This is a genomic window from Streptomyces sp. SirexAA-E (assembly GCF_000177195.2).
Taxonomy (GTDB): domain Bacteria; phylum Actinomycetota; class Actinomycetes; order Streptomycetales; family Streptomycetaceae; genus Streptomyces; species Streptomyces flavovirens.
This window is the reverse complement of record NC_015953.1, coordinates 6,074,152-6,094,829: the sequence shown is the minus strand read 5'-3', so window position 1 is coordinate 6,094,829 and position 20,678 is coordinate 6,074,152. Positions and strand designations below refer to the sequence as shown.

Genomic DNA, 20,678 nt, shown 5'->3' with positions numbered 1-20,678 from the left:
GTCGGGGCGGACTCCGGTGTCCATCAACCCATGGCGTGCGCGGTTACGCCTCCCAGACGGCGGCCGCCGTGCGGTCGTCGGCGTAGCCCTTGACGCGCAGCTGGACGTCGGCGAGATAGGCGGGCAGCCCCGGCGGATCGCCCGCCGCCCAGCGGCGGGCGAGTTCCCCGGCGAGCTCCGGGGCGCCGCGCACGGGTTCGGCCAGTCCGTTGCCGCAGAGCAGCAGGACGTCCCCCGGCCGGGCCACCGAGGCGCGGAACCGGAAGGGCTCGGCGGGCGGTGGGGCCGGGTCCCCGGGGTACGGGGACGGCGGCGTGGTGATCTGGAGGTCCATCGTCAGCCGGTCGCCGCCCGGGCCCTCTTCCTGCTCCCGCCTCTCCGCGGGGGTGGGGACGAGCGGTTCGAGGTCCTGCCAGGAGCCGTCGCGCAGCCGGAAGAGGCCCCCGCCGCCGACGCCGAAGAAGACACGGGTACGGCAGTCCGGGTCCGCGGACAGCAGCAGGCAGCGGAGCCCGGCGGTGTACGCGGACGGCTCCAGGCCGAGTTCGGCGGCCCGGGCGCGCAGCTTGCCGTAGGTACGGTCGGTGAGCCGGTGCAGCCCCGATTTCAGGTCGCCGCGGCGGCCGGCCCTTATGTCGTCGGAGAGCCGGGCGTGGCTTCGGGCGACGGCGCCGCCGATCCAGCGGCAGGCGTCGGCGGCGGCCAGGTGCCCCTGCTCGGCGGCCCGGGCCCCGCCGGCCACCGCGACCAGGACGAGCGCGCCGTCCCCGGTCCCGAACCGCGCGGTGAGCAGGGCGTCCCGGCGCGGTTCGCCCCGGAAGCGCGCCGAATCCCCGCGCACCGAGGCGGCGCGCAGCGTGTACGTGCCGTACCGGGCGCCGTCGAGCACGGTGTCCGGGACGAGACCGTCGAGGTCGTCGACCCCGGACGCGGGCAGGGCGGCCGGTTCGGCGTCATAGGTGGGCGGCCGGTCCCCGAGATGCCCGACGACGGGCCGCGGCCCGCCCCGGGCCACGTCGGCCGGCGCCTCGGACGACTGCGCGGACGCCTCGGGCTCCTGGGGCGGTCTGGGTGCCAGGGGTACGGCGAAGGTGCGGCGCGCCGGAGGGGATTCCGGAGTGCCGGGGGCCTCCCACGGGGGGCGCACGACGATGACCTGCGGCCGCGTCGCCCGGGACGGCGCAGGCTCCGCGCTCCCGGACGTGGAGCGCGGATCGCCGGCCGGGGGCGGCGCGGAGGAGGGGCCGGGGGCGGGCGGGGGCACCCGGGTCGCGGCGGGAGGCCGGGACGGCGGCTCGGGCCGGGACGGCTCCACCGGCGTACGCGGCGGTTCCGTTGTCGGCGGGGCGGCGAACGTCTCGGGCGGTTCCGGCCGTTCGGGCGCGGGCGGGGCGACCGGTCCGGCCGCCCCGGGATGGCGCCCCGGCACGGGCACGCCGGACTCCGGCGGCGCCCCGTCCGGCGCGGGAGTCCCGGGCTGCGCGGGAGTCCCGGGCGGCACGTCCCAGGCGGCCCCGGCGGGCGGCGGTACAGGATCGGCGGACGGAGCCGGTGACGGTCGGTCCGCGGTACCCCGCCACCCGGGCCCGTCCGGAATCGTCCGGTCCTCCGGACCCAGTCGTGCGGGCCCGTCCGGGGCCGCGCGCCGAACCGGCTCGGGCGGCGCCGCCTCTGCGGCGGAAGCGGGCGCTCCGGAGTCGTCCCCTTCTGGAGGCGGCTCCGGCGCGGGCGGCGGTGAGACGGACGGCGGCACGGGGGCGGCCCGCAGGTCAGGGGCTGCTGCCGGCTCATGCGTGCACCGGTCCGGGCCGCCCTGGCGGGCCGCCGGTGCCGGGTTCCGGACGTCGGACGTGGCCGCCGCGCGGTCCGTCGGAGGCGGCACCTGTCGCCCGCCGGTCGCCGGACCCGCCTCCGGCTCCGGCCTGGCCGGAGCTGCCGGTCGGGGCGGCGGCGGCACGTGCGCCGCCGCCGGGGCAGTGCGTGGGTCCGGTACCGGAACCACCGTGCCCGGGTGGTCCGGCGGGTCCGCCCGGACCGCGTCGGGGCCAAGGCCCCGGCCCTGCTCCGCGTCCGCGTCCGGTGTCGGGCCCACCGCGTCGGACGCGGAGTCGAAGCGGTCGTCGAGACTGTCGGGCGCGCCGGCCGGACCGGTGTCCGGCGCCGCCTCGTCGTACAGCCGGCGCCACCAGTCGTCCTCATGGGCGGCGGGCTTCTCCCCCTGCTGGCTCATGCCCCCAGTCTCCACCGCGCGGGGCGCACGAAAGCGGGACATCCCGAAAACACGCCGGGAATTGACACCCTGACAGAGCCCGCCGGGCGTCCACACCCCCCACGGGAAGAACGCCCGGCGGGCCCTCGCAGCACACCCGCGGGCCCCCGTTGACGGTTCCGGCCCCGCGGTGCTGCGGTGGCGCCACAGTGACAGACGGGCAGCCGGTACGGGGCATGATGGGCCCGGCGGGTTTACGCCGTGGCCGGTTTCCGCCACGACGGCACGCCGGACGGGCGCAGCGATGCGCGACCATCACCTGGGGAGGGCCGGAAGATGCTGGCAGCGATAGGTCTCGACGAGAGACAGGAGGCCACCTACCGGGCACTGGTCACCGCGGGTGCGGCGGAGTTGTCCGACCTCGCGCGCCGGCTCGCGCTGCCCGAGGCGGACACCGAACGGGCGCTGCGACGGCTGGAGCAGCAGGGGCTCGCCGCCCAGTCCTCCGCGCGGGCGGGACGCTGGGTGGCCGCGCCGCCCGGGGTCGCGCTGGGGGCCCTGCTGACGCAGCAGCGGCACGAACTGGAACAGGCCGAACTGGCGTCCGTGCTGCTGGCCGAAGAGTACCGGGCCGAGGCGGACGAGCCGGCCGTGCACGACCTGGTCGAGGTGGTGACCGGCGCGAGCGCGGTGGCGCACCGCTTCCACCAGTTGCAGCTCGGGGCCACCTCGGAGGTGTGCGCGCTGGTCACGGGGAAGCCGATCGCGGTCACCGGGATGGAGAACGAGTCGGAGGAACGGGTCGCGATGCGCGGGGTGTCCTACCGTGTGGTCGTGGAGCGCGATGTGCTGTCGCTGCCGTCCGGGATCATCGAGCTGTCGGCCGCGCTGAGCCGGGACGAGCAGTGCCGGGTGGTCGACCGGGTGCCGACGAAGCTGGTGGTGGCCGACGGCTCGCTGGCGATGGTGCCGCTGACCGGCCGGGCCGTGGAGCCCGCCGCGCTGGTCGTCCACGCCAGCGGGCTGCTGGAGTCGCTGATGGGGCTCTTCGAGGCGGTGTGGCGGGACGCCATGCCATTGCGGCTGGGCGAGAGCGGCGTGCGGGAGGAGAACGGCCCGGGGCCGGACGCCACCGATCTGGAGATCCTGTCCCTGCTGCTGGCGGGCCTGACGGACGCGAGCGTGGCGAAGCAGCTGGAGCTGGGCCTGAGGACGGTACAGCGGCGGGTGAAGGGGCTCATGGAGCTGACCGGGGTCTCGACCCGCCTCCAGCTGGGTTGGCACGCGTACGAGCGGGGCTGGGTGGCGCGCGCGCCCCGCTGACCCGCTCCGCACGACGGGCGTGCGGCCCGGTGTCGGCGGGCGGGACCGCGTGGGCTCCGGCACGCTGGTCGAATGAGTGTGTGGCAGCTCGTCGCCGTCGCCGGGGTGATGCTGCTCGGCCTGGTCGGGGTACTGGTGCCGGGTGTGCCCGGGCAGGCGATCGTCTGGGCCGCGGTGCTGTGGTGGGCTCTGACGGACACGACACCGGTCGCCTGGGGTGTGCTGATCGGGACGACCTGCCTGCTCCTGCTGGACCAGGCGCTGAAGGCGCTGCTGCCCGGCCGCCGCACGGCGGCCGCGGGAGTGCCGCGCGGCACGCTCATGCTGGCCGGGGTGTCCGCGATCGCCGGCTTCTTCGTGGTGCCGGTGCTCGGCGGTGTCCTGGGATACGTCGGGACGGTCTACGGCACCGAACGGCTGCGCCTGGGCAGCCACGGGGCGGGCCGGGCTTCCGTCAGGTCGGTGATGCGGGCGACCGGCCGCTCGGTGCTCCTGGACCTCTACTGCTGCCTGCTGCCGGTGGGCGCGTGGCTGGGCGTCCTGATCCGGGCCTGAGACCGGCCGACGCCGCCGGGACCCGGGACGTAGGGCGGTGGTCCGATGTGCGCGGGCACGGTCGCGTGTGACGCTGGCACCATGACCGAATTCAGCGAGGCCGAGCGCGCGTACCTCGGCTCCCAGCGGCTCGGCAGGCTCGCCACCGTCGACCCCGGGGGACAGCCGCAGGCCAACCCGGTCGGCTACTTCCCGCAGCCGGACGGCACGATCCTCGTCGGCGGGTACGCCATGGGGACGACGAAGAAATGGCGCAACCTCCAGGCCAACCCGAAGGTCGCCCTGGTCGTCGACGACATCGTCAGCGTGCGGCCGTGGACGGTCCGGGGCGTCGACATCCGGGGCGAGGCCGAACTGCTCGTCGGCCCGCACGATCTGGGCCCGCAGTTCAGCCAGGAGGTCATCCGCATCCACCCGGGGAGGATCCACAGCTGGGGCCTGGAGGAACAGCGGCCCTGAGGACCGCCCCGGTCATCTCCGCAGATGGCGCACGGCGTACGAACGCCATGGCCGCAGGCGGTCCGCGCCGGGCGTCCCGTACGGGTCGACGTCCGGGTCGCCCAGGGCGCGCATCCGGATCAGCGCCGCCGTGACCGGCCCGGTCCCCGGCAGCCGGAGCAGGGCCTTCTCCGCCTCGTCCCGGTCGGCTCCGGCGTCCAGCGGGACGGCCCCGTCGGCCAGGGCCCCGGCCAGCTCCCGGAGCGCGGGGTCCTGGGCGCCCTCCGCGAGTACGCCGGGCTCCGGGAAGAGGTGGGTGAGCCCGCCGCACGGCACGTCCAGCAGCTTGCCGAACCGCTCCACCAGCGCCCCGGCGGCCGTGGGGCCCACGAGTGCCCGTACCGCGAACTCCTCGGGATCGGCGGACCCCGGTGAGCGCAGCCCGGGACGCGCGGCGACGAGCGGGGCCAGCCGCGGATCGGCGCCCAGCGCCTCGTCGACGGCGTACGGATCGGCGTCCAGGTCGAACAGGCGCCGCAGCCGCTGCACGGCGGTCGTCAGGTCACGCAGGTCGGTCAGCTGGATGCGGGCCTCCAGCCAGGGCCCGGCGGACGCCTCGTCGACACAGGCGATGCCCGCCCCGTACGGCAGACGCAGGGTGCGCCGGTAGGTACGGGCGCCGGGGGCACCGCCGACCTCCTCGACCAGGGGCACCGCCTCGTCGGCCAGGAGGTCGAAGACCTCGCGGGCCGCGTACGGGCCCCGGTGGGCCAGCCGTAGCGGGATGCCGGCCCGGCGGCCCACCGGGGCGCTCGCGCCCAGGCCCGTTCCGGCCTCGGTGCGCAGCGTGCTGGGGGTGCGGGCGTAGATCTGCCGGATCGTGTCGTTGAACTGGCGCACGCTGGCGAAGCCGGACGCGAAGGCGATCTCCGTGACCGGCAGGTCCGTGGTCTGCAGCAGCACCCGGGCGGTGTGAGAGCGCTGGGCGCGGGCCAGCGCGACGGGCCCGGCGCCCAGCTCGGCGGTGAGCTGTCGCTGCACCTGGCGGGTGCTGTAGCCGAGCCGGCCGGCGAGTCCGGGGACGCCCTCCCGGTCGACCACGCCGTCGCCGATCATCCGCATGGCGCGTCCCACGACGTCGGCGCGTACGTTCCATTCGGCGGAACCGGGCACGGCGTCCGGGCGGCAGCGTCTGCATGCCCGGAAGCCGTGTCCCTGCGCCGCGGCGGCCGTCGGGTAGAACCGGACGTTCTCCCGCTTGGGGGTGACGGCGGGGCAGCTCGGCCGGCAGTAGATGCCGGTGGTCGCGACGGCGAAGAAGAACTCTCCGTCGAAGCGCGCGTCGCGGCTGCTCACCGCCTCGTACCTGGTCCGTTCGTCCATCACACGTCCAGTGTGCGCCCCCGCCGCAGGGCGGCACTCGCGGTTTCCGGACGTCGAGCCCGACCGGGTGCCGGACTACCGCAGGTGTCCCCGCTTGGCCTGCATGCCGGCCCTCCCCTCGGCGCTGCGGCGCTTCCACTCGCGCAGGGTCTCGCTGCGCAGCCGGGCGTCGGTCTTGGCCGCGATGCGGTGGTTCTCCCGGAGCAGCTTGCGATAGCTGTCCAGCCGCCGGGCGTGCAGGACGCCGTCCGCGACGGCGGCCAGCACCGCGCAGCCCGGCTCGGTCTCGTGGGCGCAGTCGTGGAAGCGGCACTCCCCGGCCAGCTCCTCGATCTCGGAGAAGACCTGTCCGACGCCCGCCTCGGCGTCCCAGAGACCGACCCCGCGCAGCCCGGGGGTGTCGATGAGGATGCCGCCGCCGGGGAGCACGAGGAGGTTGCGTGTGGTGGTGGTGTGCCGGCCCTTGCCGTCCACGCCGCGCGCCTCCTGTACGTCCATCACCTCCTGGCCGAGCAGGGTGTTGGCGAGGGTCGACTTGCCGGCGCCGGAGATTCCGAGCAGCACGCTGGTGCCGTCGGCGACGACGGCGCGGAACACGTCGACGCCCTCCCCGGTGGTGGAGCTGACGGGCAGCACCTGCACGCCCGGGGCGATGCCCTCGACGTCCTGGACGAGATGGGACAGCGTGGCGGCGTCCGGGACGAGATCGGCCTTGGTCAGCAGGACGAGCGGACGCGCCTCGTGTTCCGGTGCCCGCGCGCCGTCGCCGAGGAGCGCCGCCCCCGCGGTGCTGGACATGGCCAGGGCCAGGAAGCGTTCCAGCCGACCGAGGTCCAGGTCGACGGCGAGCGAGACGCAGATGACGACGTGGTCGACGTTGGTGGCGAGGACCTGGCCCTCGGAGCGCTGCGAGGACGCCGACCGTACGAAGGCGGTGCGCCGGGGCAGCAGGGTGCGGACGAACAGCGGGTCGCCGTCCCGGTCGAGGGCCACCCAGTCACCGGTGCAGACGATCCGCATCGGGTCGCGGGGCACCACGAACGCGGTGTCCGCCCTGAGGGTGCCGTGCGGGGTGACCACGTCGCACTGACCGCGGTCCACCCGCACCACCCGTCCCGGCAGGAGTCCCTGCTCGGCGTACGGGGCGAAGGCTGCGGCCCAGTCCTCGTCCCAGCCGAAGAGGGCCAGCGGGTGCGACGGGGAGGACGACTGAAGCTTGGGGAAAGACAAGGGAAACCCTTCACAAGGGTGGCCCCGGCACCGCGCTCTCGGGCGCGGAGGAAAGGTTCGGGTCAGCCGGTGGCCACAGGGGTGGGAACGATGCTCTTCGGGTCGTGGGCAGCGCCCATCGCGACGACAGTCATCAATGTCCTCACCTCCTGTTTCCTCGCACGCGGCGGATCCGGCGAACTCGGCACACCATAGCGGGACGCCGCCCGACGGCGTCAACCGCTTTTCGTCCGCCCCCTCCCACGACCGTTGATTCACCGGAGAGTTCGGGAGATCTCCCACGATCGGGTGATACGCATGCGGGTCGGACGGTTCCTGGCCATTAGTGTGCCGGACATGACCTCTTCCCAGACCGCCACCAGCACGTTCACACAAGCCCAGTTGGGCACCCAGGTCCTCCTCGCCTGGAGTGGGGAGCGCCCGGACGGGCATGGCGGCACCGCCTTCCTCCTCACCTATTCGCTCGGCGACGGGCAGGACGGACCGGAGACCGGAGAGCGGGCCATGCGCACGGCCCTCGAACGCAGCGGACTGCGGATCGGCGGCGAGACACTGGACGCCACGGAGACGCCGAACCTTCCGGTGAAACTGCTGATCCAGGCCGGGCAGGCGGTGCTGACGCTCCCTCACTTCAAGGCGCAGTACACCGTTCCCCCGGAGTGGCTGGCCGTGGCCCGCGCCGAGGGCGCGGTGCACTGCATGTTCGCGACGCGCCCGTGGCCGGCGGCCACCCCCGGGCAGCCGGTCGACGAGGAGCTGCTGCGTTCCTTCGTCTGTGATCCCGAGGTCATCAGCACGTCGGCCCACTGTCTCCTGCCGGTACGCAGCTTGTAGGCCGTGTCCGCGCACGACGATGCCCACCACCCCCCGTGGAGTGGTGGGCATCGTCGTGAACGGTGCCGCACAGGGGGAATGCGGGCCGACCGGAGCCGGCCGCACTCCCCCGGGACGTCAGCGGTTGGCGACGCCGTTGCCCGAGAGCACCGGGACGTCGTCCACGAGGTGCGACAGCGGCTCGTCGCCCTTGGCCTGGGTGGAGTTGTCGGCGCACTGCTGGTTCTGCGGGTTGGCCAGGACGTTGACGTCCTGGACCGTGATCGGCACCAGGCCGACGAGCGAACCGGCGTTGACCTTCGCCGGGACGCCGAGGCAGAGCTTGTTCAGCGAGCCCTGGACCAGGCTGAGCTGCGGGCTCTGGTGGCCCTTGGTCACGGAGTTGCCGAACTCCGACTCGGCGCCGTTGCCGTTGACCACGGTGGTGCCGTGGTCGTTGCCGATCGCCATGGCCGTGGGGGCCGCGGCTGCGGAGGCACCGATCAGGGACACTGCAACGGCCGCGCCGGCCATCATCTTCTTCATCACGCTTCACCTTTCCACGCGTCCCTTGTGGGACGTACTGATAACCGCAATCGGAAGCGAAGGTTCCGCTCCACCACTCGAACGGATTCGATGCGGCGAAGGGTCGACGTTCCGTTGCGGAAGGGGGATTTACGTCCTGCGGGCCGCCGGAACGAAGACCCGCACGCTCCCGGGCGCCACCGCCGCTTCCCGCTCGGCGGCGTGCCGACCCGCCTCCCGCCACTCGGCGAGCAGCCGGTCGTAGATCGGCGTCGAGGAGTGGTCGGGCGTTCCTTCGTGGCCACGCCGGGGCTGACTGTCGTACTGGTCCATGGGGTGGCACTACCCGAACCGGCGGGAGACGCCGACCGCAGGTGCGGCAACCGGACCAATATCCGCACGATCGGGTTACCCGACCGGGCGGGAAGGCGCGGGGAGGGCCGGTCCGCCAGGGTTCCGGCCCGTCGTTCCGCGCACCGGCACGGCCCGGTCCGCCGGCGGCACCTACGGGAACTGGACGGGTCCCGTGGTGCCACCGGCGTCGGGCCGGGCCGGTCGACGTCAGCTGTTGCCGCCGCCGTTGGCCGAGAGGATCGGGATGTCGTTCAGGATGTGCGACAGTGCCTCGTCACCCTTGGCCTGGGTGGAGTTCTCGGTGCACTGCTGGTTCTGCGGCGAGGACAGGAGGTTGATGTCCTGGACCGAGATCGGGACGAGGCCGATCAGCGAACCGAGGTTGGCCTTCGCGGGCAGCGCGATGCAGGGCTTGTTGAACGAGCCCTGGATCAGGCCGATCTGGGGGCTCATGTTGCCCGAGGTGCTGCTGTTGCCGTAGTACTGCACGGCACCGTTGCCGTTGACCGCGGTGGTGCCCTGGTCGTTGCCGGTGGCCATGGCAGCGGGGGCCGCGACAGCGGAGACGCCTGCGACGGAGGCGGCCATCGCCGCCGACGCCAGAACCTTCTTGATCATGAACTAGCCCTTCTGGATTGCCTGTTGCCCGCTGCCGCGGGCGTGCCGAAGGCACGCGTCGCGGACGGACGTGGTTGTGCCACTTCACTCGAACGGTGCTGTGTTCTCCGGCCGGCCAGGGAAGCGCCGGACCGGGCACCGGAGAAAATGCGCTGAATGGAGAGAACTTCCGCGATGCGGACGGTCAGCCGCCGACCGGCAGGCCACCGAGCAGCGGGGCGGCCTGGGCCGCCGCACCGGTCGCCTGGTCCGCCAGCCTGGCCACGGTTCCGTCCTCGTGGACCTTCTTGGTCGCACCGCCCACCGTGTCGACCACCGGATCGAGGACCTGCGGGGTGCTGGCCATGAGGTGGTTGACGCCGGTGGTGAGACTGAGCGTGGGAGAGGTTGCAGGAGCAGCGAAGGCGGGAGCAGCCGTCCCGAGAGCGACCACGGAACCGGCAACGAACGCGGCAGTCTTCGCGTACTTCACTTTCGAAATCCCTTCTGCAGCGGCGTGGGGTCCGGTCGCGTTCCCGCGCCGCACAAGCCTTCTGCGCCTGTGACGTCCACCGCTTTCACCAGGGATAACGATCGACGGGCGGACCGGAAACTGTGCGATGCGGATTTTTTCCACGGACTTCACCGCACATCGGGACGAACCGAGCACGGGAAAGCCCCGGACCGCGTGTGCGGTCCGGGGCCTCACGTGATGAGCGACCGGCTCGGCCGGTGCGCCGATCAGTCGTTGACGCAGGCGTTGCCGAAGGCCGGGTTCAGCAGGCCGACGACGTTGATGCTGTTGCCGCAGACGTTCACCGGGATGTGGACCGGGACCTGCAGGACGTTGCCCGACAGGACACCCGGGGAACCCACGGCGGCGGCCTCGGCACCCGCGTCGGCCATGGCCGGGGCAGCGGCGCCCAGCGCCATGAGGGTTCCGGCGGCGACGGCGGCAACCTTGGTGTACTTCACTTTCATCCCTTTCTGCTGCGGAGTCCTGGGCGGTCACGTCTTTCGTGCCGCACGAGCGCGCTGTCGTGAAATGCGCTCGTGACTCCGAGCTGTCATGCGTAACGATTGGCGGGCGGCGGCGAAACTCTATGGGGAGGGTTTCTTGTGAATCCGCCCGAATGACACACGGCCGGGCCGCACGATGGAGGAGTGTCGGCGGCCCGGACCGGTCGTGGGGGCCGGATCAGCCGTTGCCGGCACCGTTGCCCGAGAGCACCGGGATGTCCTCCAGGATGTGCGACAGCGGCTCGTCGCCCTTGGCCTGGGTGGAGTTCTCGGTGCACTGCTGGTTCTGCGGGTTCGACAGGACGTTGATGTCCTGGACCGTGATCGGCACGAGGCCGACGAGCGAACCGAGGTTGGCCTTGAGGGGGAGCCCGACGCAGGGCTTGTTCAGCGAGCCCTGCACGAGGCTGAGCTGGGGGCTCATGTCGCCCTTGGTCGCGGAGTTGCCGAACGCCGACTCGGCACCGTTGCCGTTGACGACGGTGGTGCCCGTGTCGTCACCGATGGCCATGGCGCTCGTCGCCGAGAGACCGAGGACGGAGGCGGCGACGGCGCCCGTTGCCAGAACCTTCTTGATCACGATTAACCCTTCTCGTACCGAGTGCCCCGTGGCGGAGCGTCCTGATCAACTCGCCGGGCGCCGTTTGGTTCCCCCCGTTCACCCGAATGCCACGATCTCGGTCCGCGCACGAACGGGTGTGCGTTACCCATTCGAGTGATTACAGAATTTCCACCGTTCTCCAAGTTTCCCCCGCAACCGTCGCGTCGTTAGGGAGTCGTCCGCGTATATGGAATGGCTACGTTCCATCCGGGTCACCGCCCGCGCGAATTTCCCGAAGAAGGGCAAGTAATGCGACAGGTTCTGAACAAAAGCATGATCGTCATGGCGGCGGCGTCGGGCATCCTGACCGCCGCCGGAGGTTATGCGCACGCCGACGCCTCCGCCGACGGCGCCGCCGTGGGCTCGCCCGGTGTCGGTTCGGGCAACGCCGTGCAGGTGCCGGTCCACGTGCCGGTCAACCTGTGCGGGAACACCGTCGACGTGATCGCCCTGCTGAACCCCGCCTTCGGCAACGCCTGCGCGAACGTCAGCTCGGACGAAGGACACGACGGCGGGGGCTCCGGTTCCGGCGCCCAGGCCGATGCCGTGGCCGCCGACTCGCCGGGCGTGCTCTCGGGCAACGCCGTCCAGGCTCCGATCGACATCCCGGTCAACGCCTGCGGCAACTCCGTGAACGTCGTCGGTCTGCTGAACCCCGTCTTCGGCAACGACTGCGTCAACGACAGCGGCCCCGCGCACCACCACCCGCCGGTCCAGCCGCCCACCGAGGAGCCGCCGACCGAGCAGCCGCCCACCGAGGAGCCGCCGACGGTCGTTCCCCCGACCGAGGAGCCCCCCGCCGAGGAGCCCCCGGCGGAGCAGCCGCCGGCCGAGACCCCCGCGCCGAACACCCCCGACACCCAGCTCGCCGAGACCGGTGCCGGCGGCGTCGGCATGGCCGCCGGTGCGAGCGCCGCACTCCTGCTGGGTGGTGCGGTGCTGATGCGCCGCACCCGCGCCACGCGCGGCTGACACCCCGCACGCACGAGGCCCCCCGGCAGTGTCAGTTCACTGCCGGGGGGCCTCGTGCGTGTCCTCACACGCGGGAGAGCCCCGCGCGGTCCAGGTACGCGGCGATCTTCACCGTCTCCGCCGCGTCCAGGCGGCGCATCGGCGGGCTCATCACGTTGGTCGCGATGACGCCCCGCAGCATCAGGGCCGTCTTGAACGCACCGAGGCCGGCCGCCGTCGCGGACGCGGTGCCGGGTGCGGCGGCCGTGACGATGTCGAACAGGCCGACGAGCCGGTCCTGTTCCGCCTTGGCGGCGGCCCAGTCACCGCGCACGGCCGCCTCGTGCAGCCGTACGTATCCGTGCGGGTCCACATTGCCCAGGCCGGGCACGGAACCGTCGGCGCCGCTCAGCATCATCGCGTCGACCACCAGCTCGTGGCCGGTCAGGACGGAGAAGCCCGTCAGGTTCCGCGCCCCGATGGCCAGCCGGCGGAAGGAACCGTCGTCCCCGCTGGAGTCCTTGACGCCCGCGAGCACCCCGTCCGCCGCGAGCGGCAGCAGGAGCTCCGGGTCCAGCTTGCTGTGCACGCAGACCGGCACGTCGTACGCGAGGAGCGGCAGGTCCACGGCGGCCGCGATGTCCCGGAAGTGGCGGTCGATCTCGGTGGCGTGGGTGCGCGTGTAGAAGGGCGCGGTGGCCACGACCGCGTCGGCGCCGAGGGCGGCCGCGGCGCGGGCCCGCTCGATGGCCCGGTTGGTGGTGGTCTCGATGGCCCCGACGAGGACCGGCACCTGGCCCCCGGACGCCGAGGTGATCACCTTGATGACCTCGTCCTGCTGACCGGGCGTCAGGTAGGCGGTCTCGCCGGAGCTGCCGAGGGCGAAGAGGCCGCTGACCCCGCCGTCGAGAAGATGGCCGACGACCCGCTCCAGGGAGACCCGGTCGAGCTCGCCGTCCGTGGTGAGCGGGGTGACGACGGGCGGGATCACTCCGGAGTAGGTGGGGGTGGGGGCGGTCATGCGGTGCTCCTTGCGGGCGGTACGGGGGTCCGGTCCCCGGCGGGGGACGCGGGGGTCTGCGGGTGGACGCAGTGCCAGCGGTGTTCGCCGGGGCCGAAGGTCTCGGCCGGGAAGACCGTGGAGCACTCCGCGTCCGCCTTCCAGCAACGGGTGCTGAACGGACAGCCGGGCGGCGGGTTGGTGGCGGAGGGCACCGGGCCGGTGAGCACGATGCGCTGGGTCGCCTCCAGCAGGCTGGGCGTGGCGGAGAGCAGCGCCTCGGTGTACGGGTGGCTCGGGGCTCCCGCGACGTCGGCGGCCCGGCCCTCCTCGACGATGCGGCCGAGGTAGAGGACGGCGATGCGGTCGGCGAGGTAGCGCACGGTCTGGATGTCGTGCGAGATGAACACCATGCCGAGGCCCAGGCGTTCGCGCAGGTCGACGAGGAGGTTGAGCACCTGGGCGCGTACGGAGACGTCGAGCGCGGAGGTCGGTTCGTCGGCGACGATCAGTTCGGGTTCGAGGGCCAGGGCGCGGGCGATGGCGACGCGCTGGCGCTGGCCGCCGGAGAGCTGGCCGGGCAGGGCGGCGAGGGTGTGGCCGGGCAGCCCGACCAGGTCGAGCAGTTCCTCGACGCGGGCCTCGCGGGCCTCCCGGGTGCCGCGCCGGTGCACGTCCAGCGGGTCGCGCAGGATCTGCCGGACGGTGAGACGCGGGTTGAGCGCGGTCGAGGGGTCCTGGAACACGACGCCGACGGCCGAGCCGAAGTCGTTGCGCCGCTCGGCGCCGGTCATCTCCCACAGGTCGCGCCCGTGGAAGAGGACCTCGCCCTCGGTGGGCCTCTGGAGTCCGGTCAGCACGCGGGCCATCGTCGACTTGCCGCAGCCGGACTCGCCGACCAGGCCCACGATCTCACCGCGCTTGACCTCCAGGGTGGCGTCGGTGAGCGCGTGGACGGCGTCGCGGCTGAAGAGGCCTCCGCTGCGTGCCTTGTGGCGTACGTGGACGCCGTCGAGCCTGATCACAGGGCGCTCCCTTCCAGCTTCTTCGCGGTGGCCTCGGCCGGGTGGTGGCAAGCGAAGCCGTGGTCCTTCGCGGCGCCGCGCACGGTGAGTACGGGGGTGGTGGTGCGGCAGAGGTCGCTCGCGGCACCGCATCGTCCGGCGAAGCGGCACCCGTCGCCGAAGCCCTGGGGCGCGGGGACGACTCCGCGGATCTGGTGGAGCCGTGCGGCGCCGGCTTCCAGGGAGACGACGGAGCCGAGGAGACCGCGGCTGTAGTGGTGGGTGGGGTCGGTGAGGACGGACCGGGTGTCGCCGACCTCGGCGAGCCGGCCCGCGTACATGACGGCGACCCGGTGCGAGAGGTCGCCGACCAGGGCGAGGTCGTGCGAGACCAGCACCATGGCGAAGCCGAGCTCGTCGCGGAGCCTGATGAGGAGTTCGACGACCTGGGCCTGGACGGTGACGTCGAGTGCGGTGGTCGGCTCGTCCGCGATCAGCAGGCGGGGGCTGCGGGAGAGCGCCATGGCGATGAGGACGCGCTGGCGCTGGCCGCCGGAGAGTTCGTGCGGGTAGCTGCGCAGGGTGCGTTCGGGCGAGAGGCCGACCAGTTCGAGGAGTTCGGCCGGGGTCTTGGTGCCGCCGCGTGAGGTCAGCTGCTTGAGCTGGGTGCCGACGAGCACGGAGGGGTTGAGGGAGGAGAGTGCGTCCTGGTAGACCATCGCGATCTCGGGGCCCATCAGGGCGCGGCGTTCCTTGGGCGGGAGCTTCAGCAGGTCCCTGCCGCGGTAGAGGATCTCGCCGCTGACCTCGGCGTTGCGGGCGAGGAGGCCCATCACGGCGAGGCTGGTGATGGACTTGCCGCACCCGGACTCGCCGACCAGGCCGAGGGTCTCGCCCTCGTGGACGGTGAAGTTCAGCTTGTCGACGACGGGTATCTCGCCGTAGCGGTCGGGGAAGCGGATCGCCAGGTCGCGGACGACGAGGAGTTCGTCGGCGTCCTCGCGTACCGGGGTGATCGTGGGCTCGGTGGCGTCGATGTGCCGGGCGAGCTCGGCGAGGGCGGCGTCGATGTCGACGGTGGCGGCGGCTTCGACCGGGTCCGGTGCCGTGGTGGCGGGCTCGGCGTGGGCGCGGGCGCTCTTGGGCGCCGCGGAGGCGTCGGTGAGGCCCTCGGAGAGGATGTTGAGCGCGAGGACGGTGACCAGGAGGGCGAGGCCGGGGAAGAAGGTGGCCCACCAGCCGCCGGCCAGCAGGATCTGCCGGCCGTAGGCGAGGACGCTGCCCCAGCTGGGGTCGGGGTCCTGCACGCCGGCTCCGATGAAGGAGAGGCTGGCCTCGAAGATGATGGCCTCGGCGACCATGACCGTCGCGAACACCATGACCGGGGCCATGCAGTTGACGGCGACGTGGCGGAGCACGATGTGGCCGCGCCGGGCACCGATGACCTTCTCGGCGGCGACGTAGTCCTCTCCGTACTGCGCGAGGACGTTGGCACGTACGACGCGGGCGAGGGAGGGGGTGTAGACGAACGCGACGGTGAAGATGATGACCGGGATGCTGGTGCCGAAGACGGCGACGAGGACGGCCGCCAGCGCGATCGGCGGGAACGACATCACGACGTCGAGGGTGCGCATGACGGACTCGTCGCCGAGCTTGCGCGAGGTGGCGGCGAGCGAGCCGAGGACGGACCCGGCGACCAGGGCGAGGGCGGTCGCGCCGAGGCCGATGACCAGGGAGTAGCGCGATCCGTGGATCACCCGGGCGAAGACGTCGCGTCCGGCCCGGTCGGTGCCGAACCAGTGGTCGCCGCTCGGGGCCTGTACGGGGGTACCGGTGGTCAGCGGGTCCTGGGTGAGCAGGGGTGCGAGTACGGCGCCGAGGAGGACGACGATCAGGACGCCGAGGGCGACGCGGGAGGTGACCGGGAGGGCGCGGAAGGCGATGCCCGGTCGGGAGAGCTTGGTGGCCAGACGGCCCGTGGCGAACATGTCACACCGTCCTGATGCGCGGGTTGACCAGCAGGTAGAGCAGGTCGACGATGACGTTGACCACCAGGAAGGCGATGGCGATGGTCAGTACAGTGCCCTGGACCAGCGCGACGTCGCCGCCGGTGACACCTTCGAGGATGAGCTTGCCCATGCCGGGCAGGTCGAAGATCGCTTCGATGACGACGGCACCGCTGAGCAGGTAGCCGACCTTGACGCCGAGCACGGTGAGCGGGGTGACGAGCGCGTTGCGCAGCACCGAGCGGATCACCAGGAAGACCGGCAGGCCGTTGCCCTGGGCGGTACGGACGTAGTCGCGGTCGAGTTCGGCGACCATCGAGGTGCGGACCAGGCGGGCGAGTGAGGCCGCGACGGGTACCGCGAGGGAGACGGCGGGCAGGGCCATGGTGGTGAGCCAGCCGCTGAACGAGTCGGCGGGGTTGGTGTATCCGCCGGTCGGGAAGATCCTGGTGTTCAGGGCGAACTGCTGGATGAGCAGGACACCGAGCCAGAACGACGGGATGGCGACCCCGGCCATGGACAGGATCCGGAAGAGCTGGTCGGGCCAGCGGTCGCGGTACATGGCGCCGAGGACACCGCCGATGACGGCGAGGACGACGGCGACGACCAGCCCGAGGAAGGTGAGCTGGAGGGTGAGCGGGAAGGCCGCGGTGATCCGGTCGATCACGGGCTGGCTCGGCGGGACGGTCGACCCGAGGTCCAGGTGGAGCAGTTGGCCGATGAAGTCGAAGTAGCGGACGGGCAGCGGGTCGTTGAGCCCGTTGGCCTCGGCGAAGGCCTCCCGGGCCTCCGGGGTGGCGCTCTCCCCGAGCGCGTTGAAGGCCGGGTCGACCGGCGAGAACTGCAGCACCACGAAGACCAGCAGCGCGATACCGAGGATCATCACCGGCGTCATCGCGACGCGGCGCAGCGCGAGCCGGAGAAAAGCAACCATCGTCGGGTTCCTTGCGATTGGGCGGACAGCGGGTCCGGGCCGTCGGGGGGGGCGGCCCGGACCGGTGGGGTCAGGCGCGGCTGACGTCCACGAAGGACAGGCCCGTGGTGGGCAGCGGCTCGAAGCCGGGCAGCGCCTTCTCGTTCCAGGCGGTGGGCAGCTTGCGGTGGAGGATCGGGTAGAGCGCGGCCTCGTCGGCGACGATGTCGGTGATCTGCCCCCACAGCTCCTTGCGGCCGGCCTCGTCGGCCGCCTGGGCGGCCTTGTCGAGGAGCTGCTTGACCTTCTTGTACTCGGCGGTCCCGGCCCAGCCGTAGCGGTTCTCCGGCCAGAAGCCGTAGTAGAACCAGCGCATCAGGAGGTCCACGTCGTTGCCGAAGACGGACGGGTCGCCGGGGGCGACCAGGACCTCGAAGTCGCCGCTGTCGACCTTGGCGTACTGGGCCGCGGACTGGGCGATGTCGAGGGTCGCCTCGATGCCGGCGGCGGCCCAGCTCTCCTTGAGCAGCGGGGCGATGTCCTTGACCCAGCCTGTGTCGGTGGTCAGGACGGTGAACTCGAGCTTGCCCACGCCCGCGTCGGCGAGCAGCTTCCTGGCCTTGGCCACGTCGTGCGTGTAGGTGGTGGCGGCCTTGTGGTAGTCGGGGTGGGTCGAGGGGACGTACCCGGTCGCGGCCGTCGCGTTGCCGACCATGGCGGTCTTGATGATCTTCTCGGTGTCCAGCGCGTAGTGCAGGGCCTGGCGGACCCGCTTGTCGGCGAACCGCTTGTCGGCGGTGTTGAACATCAGGAAGAGGAGGCCGAAGGACTGGACGGACTCGGTCTTCGTGGTGGCCGAGAGCCTCTTGACGTCGATGTACGGGACGTCCTCGATGGCCTGGACGCGGCCGGACTCCATGGCGCTGACGCGGGCCGACTGGTCCGACATCAGGCGCCAGATCATCTTCTTGGCCTTGGCCGGGTGGGGGCCGTTGTACTTGTCGTACTTCTCGAAGACGATCTTGTCCTCGCGGGTGGCCTCGACGAACTTGTAGGGGCCCGAGCCCACGGGCTTGGCGTCGAATCCCTTGACGTCCGCCTCGACGATCTTCTTCGGCACGATGCGCGCGACGGCGATGCGGGAGGGGAAGAGCGCGAAGGCGTACTTGAGCTTGAACTCGACCGTCTTGGTGTCCACGGCGGTGATCGTGTCGATGAAGGGCACGAACTGTGCCATCAGCGACGCGTTCTTCTCGTCCAGGATGCGTTCGAAGCTGAAGACGACGTCCTCGGCGGTGACCGGGGAGCCGTCGTGGAAGGTCGCACCGTCGCGGAGGGTGGCGCGGTAGGTGGTGGCGTTGATCTTCTTCGGCATCTCGGTGGCGAGCGCGGGACGCGCCACGAGTGTTGCCGGATCGAGATCCACGAGGCCCTCGAAGAAGTGCATGTTGGCTGCGTACGGCGTCGCACCCGAGGTGATCATCGGGTCGAATCCGGTCGAGAGCGGGTACGACAGGCCGGCCTCGATGGTGCCGTTGCCGTCGCCCTTGCCCGCCGCGCCGTCGGCGGTCGAGGAGGGTCCACCGCACGCGGAAAGGCCCGCCGTGATGGCGGCTGCCGCGCCGATGACGCCGGTGTAACGCAGGAAGGTGCGGCGCTCGACGCCGGCTGGCCTCAGCTCGGGCACGGGTCCTCCAAGGGACTTGGGGGTGGGAGATGGGCGGAGAAAGGCTGTTTCGACGGCTATCGGGGAAGCCGATGAACCGCTGAGCATCAGACGTCAGATGTCTGATGCCTTGATAGCGTGGGAACGTAGCTTGACAATCGAGAGGGGTCAAGAGGTGGGGAGTTCACATATGTCCGGCACGCGACCCGGTCGCACCCTGTTGCGGCAGGAAGTCGTCGAGGGAATCAAGCGCTACATCCTCGACGAGCGGCTGCGCCCCGGGGACCCGCTTCCGACGGAGCCGGCCCTGTGCGAGGCGCTCGGCGCCAGCCGTTCCAGCGTCCGGGAGGCCGTCAAGATCCTCGACGCCCTGGACATCGTCGAGGTGCGCCACGGCCACGGGACGTACGTCGGCCGACTGAGCCTGTCCGCACTGGTGGAGAGCCTCACCTTCCGCGGCCTGCTCTCCCCCGACGACGACTTCCAGGTGATGGCCGACCTCGTCGACGTGCGCGAGCTCTTCGAGCGGGGCATGGCCGACCGGATCATCTCCTCGCTCAGCGCCGAGCAGCTCGACACGCTGGACGGCCTGGTGGAGACGATGCGCGCGACCGGCGCGGGCGACGGGCACGGCTTCGTCGCGGCGGACCGGGCCTTCCACGCCCTGCTCGTGGCCCCCCTCGGCAACGACCTCATCGGCCAGCTCTCGATGGCTTTCTGGGACGTCTACACGATCGTCGCGCCGCACCTCGACGGATTCACCCACGCCGACGAGACGGCGACGATCGCCGCCCACCAGAACATCGTGGACGCGGCCCGGGCCGGTGACGTCACCGCGTTCCTGAAAGCCCTCGGCGAGCACTACGCGCCGGTCAGGCGGCGGATCGCCGAGGCCAGGGCGCGCGGGGCGGACCAGGTCTGACCCGGGGCACCCTCGCGCCCCGCCCCGCCCCCGGGGGCGGGGCCCTTCCCCCTCCACACCCTTGACGCCCGGCCGCGAAGCTCCCTAGGGTCCGGTTGCCACCAGGACATCTGACGTCTTCTGTCCTGTCGCTTCCCGTACCCCAGGAGGGCACAGCCATGCCGTCGGCCGATCTCCCGCTCGCGGAATGCCTCACCTACCGGCCCGAACTCCCGCTGCCGGACGGCTTCGACGACTTCTGGTCCGCCACCCTCGTCGAGGCGCCCCACGACGGCGCCCCGGACAAGCCCCGGTTCGAGGAGGTCGACTGCGGGCTGAGCCAGGTGCGTACGTACGACGTGAGCGTCCCGGGGTACGGCGGGCGGCCGGTGAGCGGCTGGCTGCGGATGCCCGTCGGGACCACCGAACCGCTGGGCTGCGTCGTGGAGTTCCTCGGGTACGGGCGTGGCCGGGGGCTGGCGCACGAGCAGCTGACGTGGGCCTGCGCCGGCTACGCGCACCTGGTCATGGACACCCGGGGCCAGGGCTGGTCGGCGGCGGGCGGCGACACCGCCGACATCGATCCCGGGGCGTCCGGGACCGTGCCCGGCTTCCTCACCCGGGGCGTCGAGAGCCCCGAGACGTACTACTACCGGCGGGTGGTCACCGACGCGGTCCGCTGCGTGGAGGCGATGCGGGAGCACCCCGAGATCGATCCCGCGCGCATCGTGGTGACCGGGGTGAGCCAGGGCGGCGGCCTCGCACTGGCCGTGTCCGGTCTGGTGGAGGGGCTGGCCGGAGTGATGCCGGACGTGCCCTTCCTGTGCAACATCCCCCGGGCCGCGCGGATCGCCGGACTGCCGCCGTACACCGAGATCGCCGCCTACCTCCAGCTCCACCGCGACCGCACCGCGTCCGTCTTCCACACGCTGTCGTACTTCGACGCGGCGCACCACGCCACCCGGGCCACCGCTCCCGCGCTGTTCTCCGTCGCGATGATGGACGAGGTCTGCCCGCCCTCCACCTGCTTCACGGCCTACAACCGTTACGCGGGCCCCAAGGACGTACGCGTCTACGAGTTCAACGGGCACGAGGGCGGCACCGAACATCACCGGGCGGAGCAACTGGCCTGGGTGCGCGCCCTGTTCGCCGGCCTCCCGACCGGGCAGGCCGTCCGCTCCTGACCGGA

At 72.2% G+C, this 20,678-nt stretch carries 21 protein-coding genes; 7 read left to right on the top strand and 14 right to left on the bottom strand.

Translation table 11 applies throughout. The annotated features are described in order from the left end of the window. Positions 1 to 43 precede the first annotated feature (43 nt). Positions 44 to 2,230 carry a protein phosphatase 2C domain-containing protein gene (locus SACTE_RS26800; RefSeq protein WP_014049152.1) on the bottom strand — a complete coding sequence of 729 codons (2,187 nt, stop codon included), beginning with the start codon at positions 2,228 to 2,230 and terminating at the stop codon, positions 44 to 46. A gap of 315 nt (positions 2,231 to 2,545) precedes the next feature. Between SACTE_RS26800 and SACTE_RS26795 the strand changes: the two genes are divergently transcribed. The 3 genes from SACTE_RS26795 to SACTE_RS26785 all read left to right on the top strand — a co-directional run bounded on the left by SACTE_RS26795 (position 2,546) and on the right by SACTE_RS26785 (position 4,546). Further along, positions 2,546 to 3,532: a helix-turn-helix domain-containing protein gene (locus SACTE_RS26795; protein WP_014049151.1), complete on the top strand. Its 987-nt coding sequence runs from the start codon at positions 2,546 to 2,548 to the stop codon at positions 3,530 to 3,532. A 72-nt stretch (positions 3,533 to 3,604) separates the two neighbouring features. Continuing rightward, complete coding sequence (locus SACTE_RS26790; protein WP_014049150.1) at positions 3,605 to 4,087, top strand: DUF456 domain-containing protein; 483 nt, start codon at positions 3,605 to 3,607, stop codon at positions 4,085 to 4,087. An 81-nt stretch (positions 4,088 to 4,168) separates the two neighbouring features. Then, complete coding sequence (locus SACTE_RS26785; RefSeq protein ID WP_026359094.1) at positions 4,169 to 4,546, top strand: PPOX class F420-dependent oxidoreductase; 378 nt, start codon at positions 4,169 to 4,171, stop codon at positions 4,544 to 4,546. A 12-nt stretch (positions 4,547 to 4,558) separates the two neighbouring features. Here the strand turns inward: SACTE_RS26785 and SACTE_RS26780 are convergent, their stop codons facing one another. Together SACTE_RS26780 and rsgA are read right to left on the bottom strand one after the other, a co-directional pair. Further along, complete coding sequence (locus SACTE_RS26780; RefSeq protein ID WP_014049148.1) at positions 4,559 to 5,908, bottom strand: DNA-3-methyladenine glycosylase 2 family protein; 1,350 nt, start codon at positions 5,906 to 5,908, stop codon at positions 4,559 to 4,561. Positions 5,909 to 5,983: 75 nt separating this feature from the next. After that, a complete protein-coding gene (gene rsgA, locus SACTE_RS26775; protein ID WP_014049147.1) occupies positions 5,984 to 7,138 on the bottom strand; it encodes a ribosome small subunit-dependent GTPase A in 1,155 nt (384 codons plus the stop codon). A gap of 336 nt (positions 7,139 to 7,474) precedes the next feature. On the opposite strand from rsgA, the gene SACTE_RS26770 reads away from it, so the two are divergent. Next, positions 7,475 to 7,972, top strand: coding sequence for a DUF5949 family protein (locus tag SACTE_RS26770; protein WP_019993113.1), 498 nt, complete (start codon positions 7,475 to 7,477; stop codon positions 7,970 to 7,972). A 117-nt stretch (positions 7,973 to 8,089) separates the two neighbouring features. Here SACTE_RS26770 and SACTE_RS26765 read toward each other — a convergent pair whose 3' ends face one another. The 6 genes from SACTE_RS26765 to SACTE_RS26740 all read right to left on the bottom strand — a co-directional run bounded on the left by SACTE_RS26765 (position 8,090) and on the right by SACTE_RS26740 (position 11,027). Then, complete coding sequence (locus SACTE_RS26765) at positions 8,090 to 8,497, bottom strand: rodlin (RefSeq protein ID WP_014049145.1); 408 nt, start codon at positions 8,495 to 8,497, stop codon at positions 8,090 to 8,092. Positions 8,498 to 8,626: 129 nt separating this feature from the next. Then, positions 8,627 to 8,809: a hypothetical protein gene (locus tag SACTE_RS26760; protein WP_014049144.1), complete on the bottom strand. Its 183-nt coding sequence runs from the start codon at positions 8,807 to 8,809 to the stop codon at positions 8,627 to 8,629. Positions 8,810 to 9,037: 228 nt separating this feature from the next. Then, on the bottom strand, positions 9,038 to 9,448 hold the full coding sequence (locus tag SACTE_RS26755; RefSeq protein WP_014049143.1) for a rodlin: 411 nt from the start codon (positions 9,446 to 9,448) through the stop codon (positions 9,038 to 9,040). A gap of 184 nt (positions 9,449 to 9,632) precedes the next feature. Then, complete coding sequence (locus tag SACTE_RS26750; protein ID WP_014049142.1) at positions 9,633 to 9,920, bottom strand: hypothetical protein; 288 nt, start codon at positions 9,918 to 9,920, stop codon at positions 9,633 to 9,635. Positions 9,921 to 10,168: 248 nt separating this feature from the next. After that, on the bottom strand, positions 10,169 to 10,360 hold the full coding sequence (locus SACTE_RS26745; protein ID WP_256059263.1) for a chaplin: 192 nt from the start codon (positions 10,358 to 10,360) through the stop codon (positions 10,169 to 10,171). Between the two features lie 265 nt (positions 10,361 to 10,625). Continuing rightward, positions 10,626 to 11,027: a rodlin gene (locus tag SACTE_RS26740; protein ID WP_014049140.1), complete on the bottom strand. Its 402-nt coding sequence runs from the start codon at positions 11,025 to 11,027 to the stop codon at positions 10,626 to 10,628. Between the two features lie 270 nt (positions 11,028 to 11,297). On the opposite strand from SACTE_RS26740, the gene SACTE_RS35525 reads away from it, so the two are divergent. Then, the gene (locus SACTE_RS35525) at positions 11,298 to 12,020 is read left to right on the top strand and encodes a chaplin (protein WP_014049139.1); all 723 of its coding nucleotides are present in this window, start codon (positions 11,298 to 11,300) and stop codon (positions 12,018 to 12,020) included. 64 nt (positions 12,021 to 12,084) lie between these two features. Here SACTE_RS35525 and SACTE_RS26730 read toward each other — a convergent pair whose 3' ends face one another. The 5 genes from SACTE_RS26730 to SACTE_RS26710 all read right to left on the bottom strand — a co-directional run bounded on the left by SACTE_RS26730 (position 12,085) and on the right by SACTE_RS26710 (position 18,609). Next, entirely contained in the window at positions 12,085 to 13,020 is a 936-nt protein-coding gene (locus tag SACTE_RS26730; RefSeq protein WP_014049138.1) for a dihydrodipicolinate synthase family protein, read from the bottom strand. Then, complete coding sequence (locus SACTE_RS26725; RefSeq protein ID WP_014049137.1) at positions 13,017 to 14,024, bottom strand: ABC transporter ATP-binding protein; 1,008 nt, start codon at positions 14,022 to 14,024, stop codon at positions 13,017 to 13,019. Before SACTE_RS26725 ends, SACTE_RS26730 begins: the two co-directional genes overlap by 4 nt. Then, positions 14,021 to 15,991, bottom strand: coding sequence for a dipeptide/oligopeptide/nickel ABC transporter permease/ATP-binding protein (locus tag SACTE_RS26720; protein ID WP_014049136.1), 1,971 nt, complete (start codon positions 15,989 to 15,991; stop codon positions 14,021 to 14,023). The genes SACTE_RS26725 and SACTE_RS26720 overlap by 4 nt, the downstream gene beginning before the upstream one ends. 1 nt (position 15,992) lies before the next feature. Continuing rightward, positions 15,993 to 16,943 carry an ABC transporter permease gene (locus SACTE_RS26715; protein WP_014049135.1) on the bottom strand — a complete coding sequence of 317 codons (951 nt, stop codon included), beginning with the start codon at positions 16,941 to 16,943 and terminating at the stop codon, positions 15,993 to 15,995. Positions 16,944 to 17,013: 70 nt separating this feature from the next. Beyond that, positions 17,014 to 18,609 (bottom strand): ABC transporter substrate-binding protein, encoded by a 1,596-nt coding sequence (locus tag SACTE_RS26710; protein WP_014049134.1) that lies wholly within the window; start codon positions 18,607 to 18,609, stop codon positions 17,014 to 17,016. 169 nt (positions 18,610 to 18,778) lie between these two features. Here SACTE_RS26710 and SACTE_RS26705 point away from each other — a divergent pair, with 169 nt between their 5' ends. Next, positions 18,779 to 19,510, top strand: a complete 732-nt coding sequence (locus SACTE_RS26705) for a FadR/GntR family transcriptional regulator (RefSeq protein ID WP_014049133.1) — start codon at positions 18,779 to 18,781, stop codon at positions 19,508 to 19,510. A gap of 158 nt (positions 19,511 to 19,668) precedes the next feature. Beyond that, positions 19,669 to 20,673, top strand: coding sequence for an acetylxylan esterase (locus SACTE_RS26700; RefSeq protein ID WP_014049132.1), 1,005 nt, complete (start codon positions 19,669 to 19,671; stop codon positions 20,671 to 20,673). The last annotated feature ends 5 nt before the right edge of the window (positions 20,674 to 20,678 follow it).

Bases quoted from the DNA above. Each gene is read 5' to 3' on its own strand.
- SACTE_RS26705 (WP_014049133.1), top strand. From the start codon at position 18,779: ATGTCCGGCACGCGACCCGGTCGCACCCTGTTGCGGCAGGAAGTCGTC.
- SACTE_RS26780 (WP_014049148.1), bottom strand. From the start codon at position 5,908: ATGGACGAACGGACCAGGTACGAGGCGGTGAGCAGCCGCGACGCGCGC.
- SACTE_RS26745 (WP_256059263.1), bottom strand. From the start codon at position 10,360: ATGGCGCTGGGCGCCGCTGCCCCGGCCATGGCCGACGCGGGTGCCGAG.
- SACTE_RS26795 (WP_014049151.1), top strand. From the start codon at position 2,546: ATGCTGGCAGCGATAGGTCTCGACGAGAGACAGGAGGCCACCTACCGG.
- SACTE_RS26770 (WP_019993113.1), top strand. From the start codon at position 7,475: ATGACCTCTTCCCAGACCGCCACCAGCACGTTCACACAAGCCCAGTTG.
- SACTE_RS35525 (WP_014049139.1), top strand. From the start codon at position 11,298: ATGCGACAGGTTCTGAACAAAAGCATGATCGTCATGGCGGCGGCGTCG.
- SACTE_RS26715 (WP_014049135.1), bottom strand. From the start codon at position 16,943: ATGGTTGCTTTTCTCCGGCTCGCGCTGCGCCGCGTCGCGATGACGCCG.
- SACTE_RS26755 (WP_014049143.1), bottom strand. From the start codon at position 9,448: ATGATCAAGAAGGTTCTGGCGTCGGCGGCGATGGCCGCCTCCGTCGCA.
- SACTE_RS26765 (WP_014049145.1), bottom strand. From the start codon at position 8,497: ATGAAGAAGATGATGGCCGGCGCGGCCGTTGCAGTGTCCCTGATCGGT.
- SACTE_RS26800 (WP_014049152.1), bottom strand. From the start codon at position 2,230: ATGAGCCAGCAGGGGGAGAAGCCCGCCGCCCATGAGGACGACTGGTGG.
- SACTE_RS26760 (WP_014049144.1), bottom strand. From the start codon at position 8,809: ATGGACCAGTACGACAGTCAGCCCCGGCGTGGCCACGAAGGAACGCCC.
- SACTE_RS26730 (WP_014049138.1), bottom strand. From the start codon at position 13,020: ATGACCGCCCCCACCCCCACCTACTCCGGAGTGATCCCGCCCGTCGTC.
- SACTE_RS26700 (WP_014049132.1), top strand. From the start codon at position 19,669: ATGCCGTCGGCCGATCTCCCGCTCGCGGAATGCCTCACCTACCGGCCC.
- SACTE_RS26790 (WP_014049150.1), top strand. From the start codon at position 3,605: ATGAGTGTGTGGCAGCTCGTCGCCGTCGCCGGGGTGATGCTGCTCGGC.
- SACTE_RS26785 (WP_026359094.1), top strand. From the start codon at position 4,169: ATGACCGAATTCAGCGAGGCCGAGCGCGCGTACCTCGGCTCCCAGCGG.
- SACTE_RS26720 (WP_014049136.1), bottom strand. From the start codon at position 15,991: ATGTTCGCCACGGGCCGTCTGGCCACCAAGCTCTCCCGACCGGGCATC.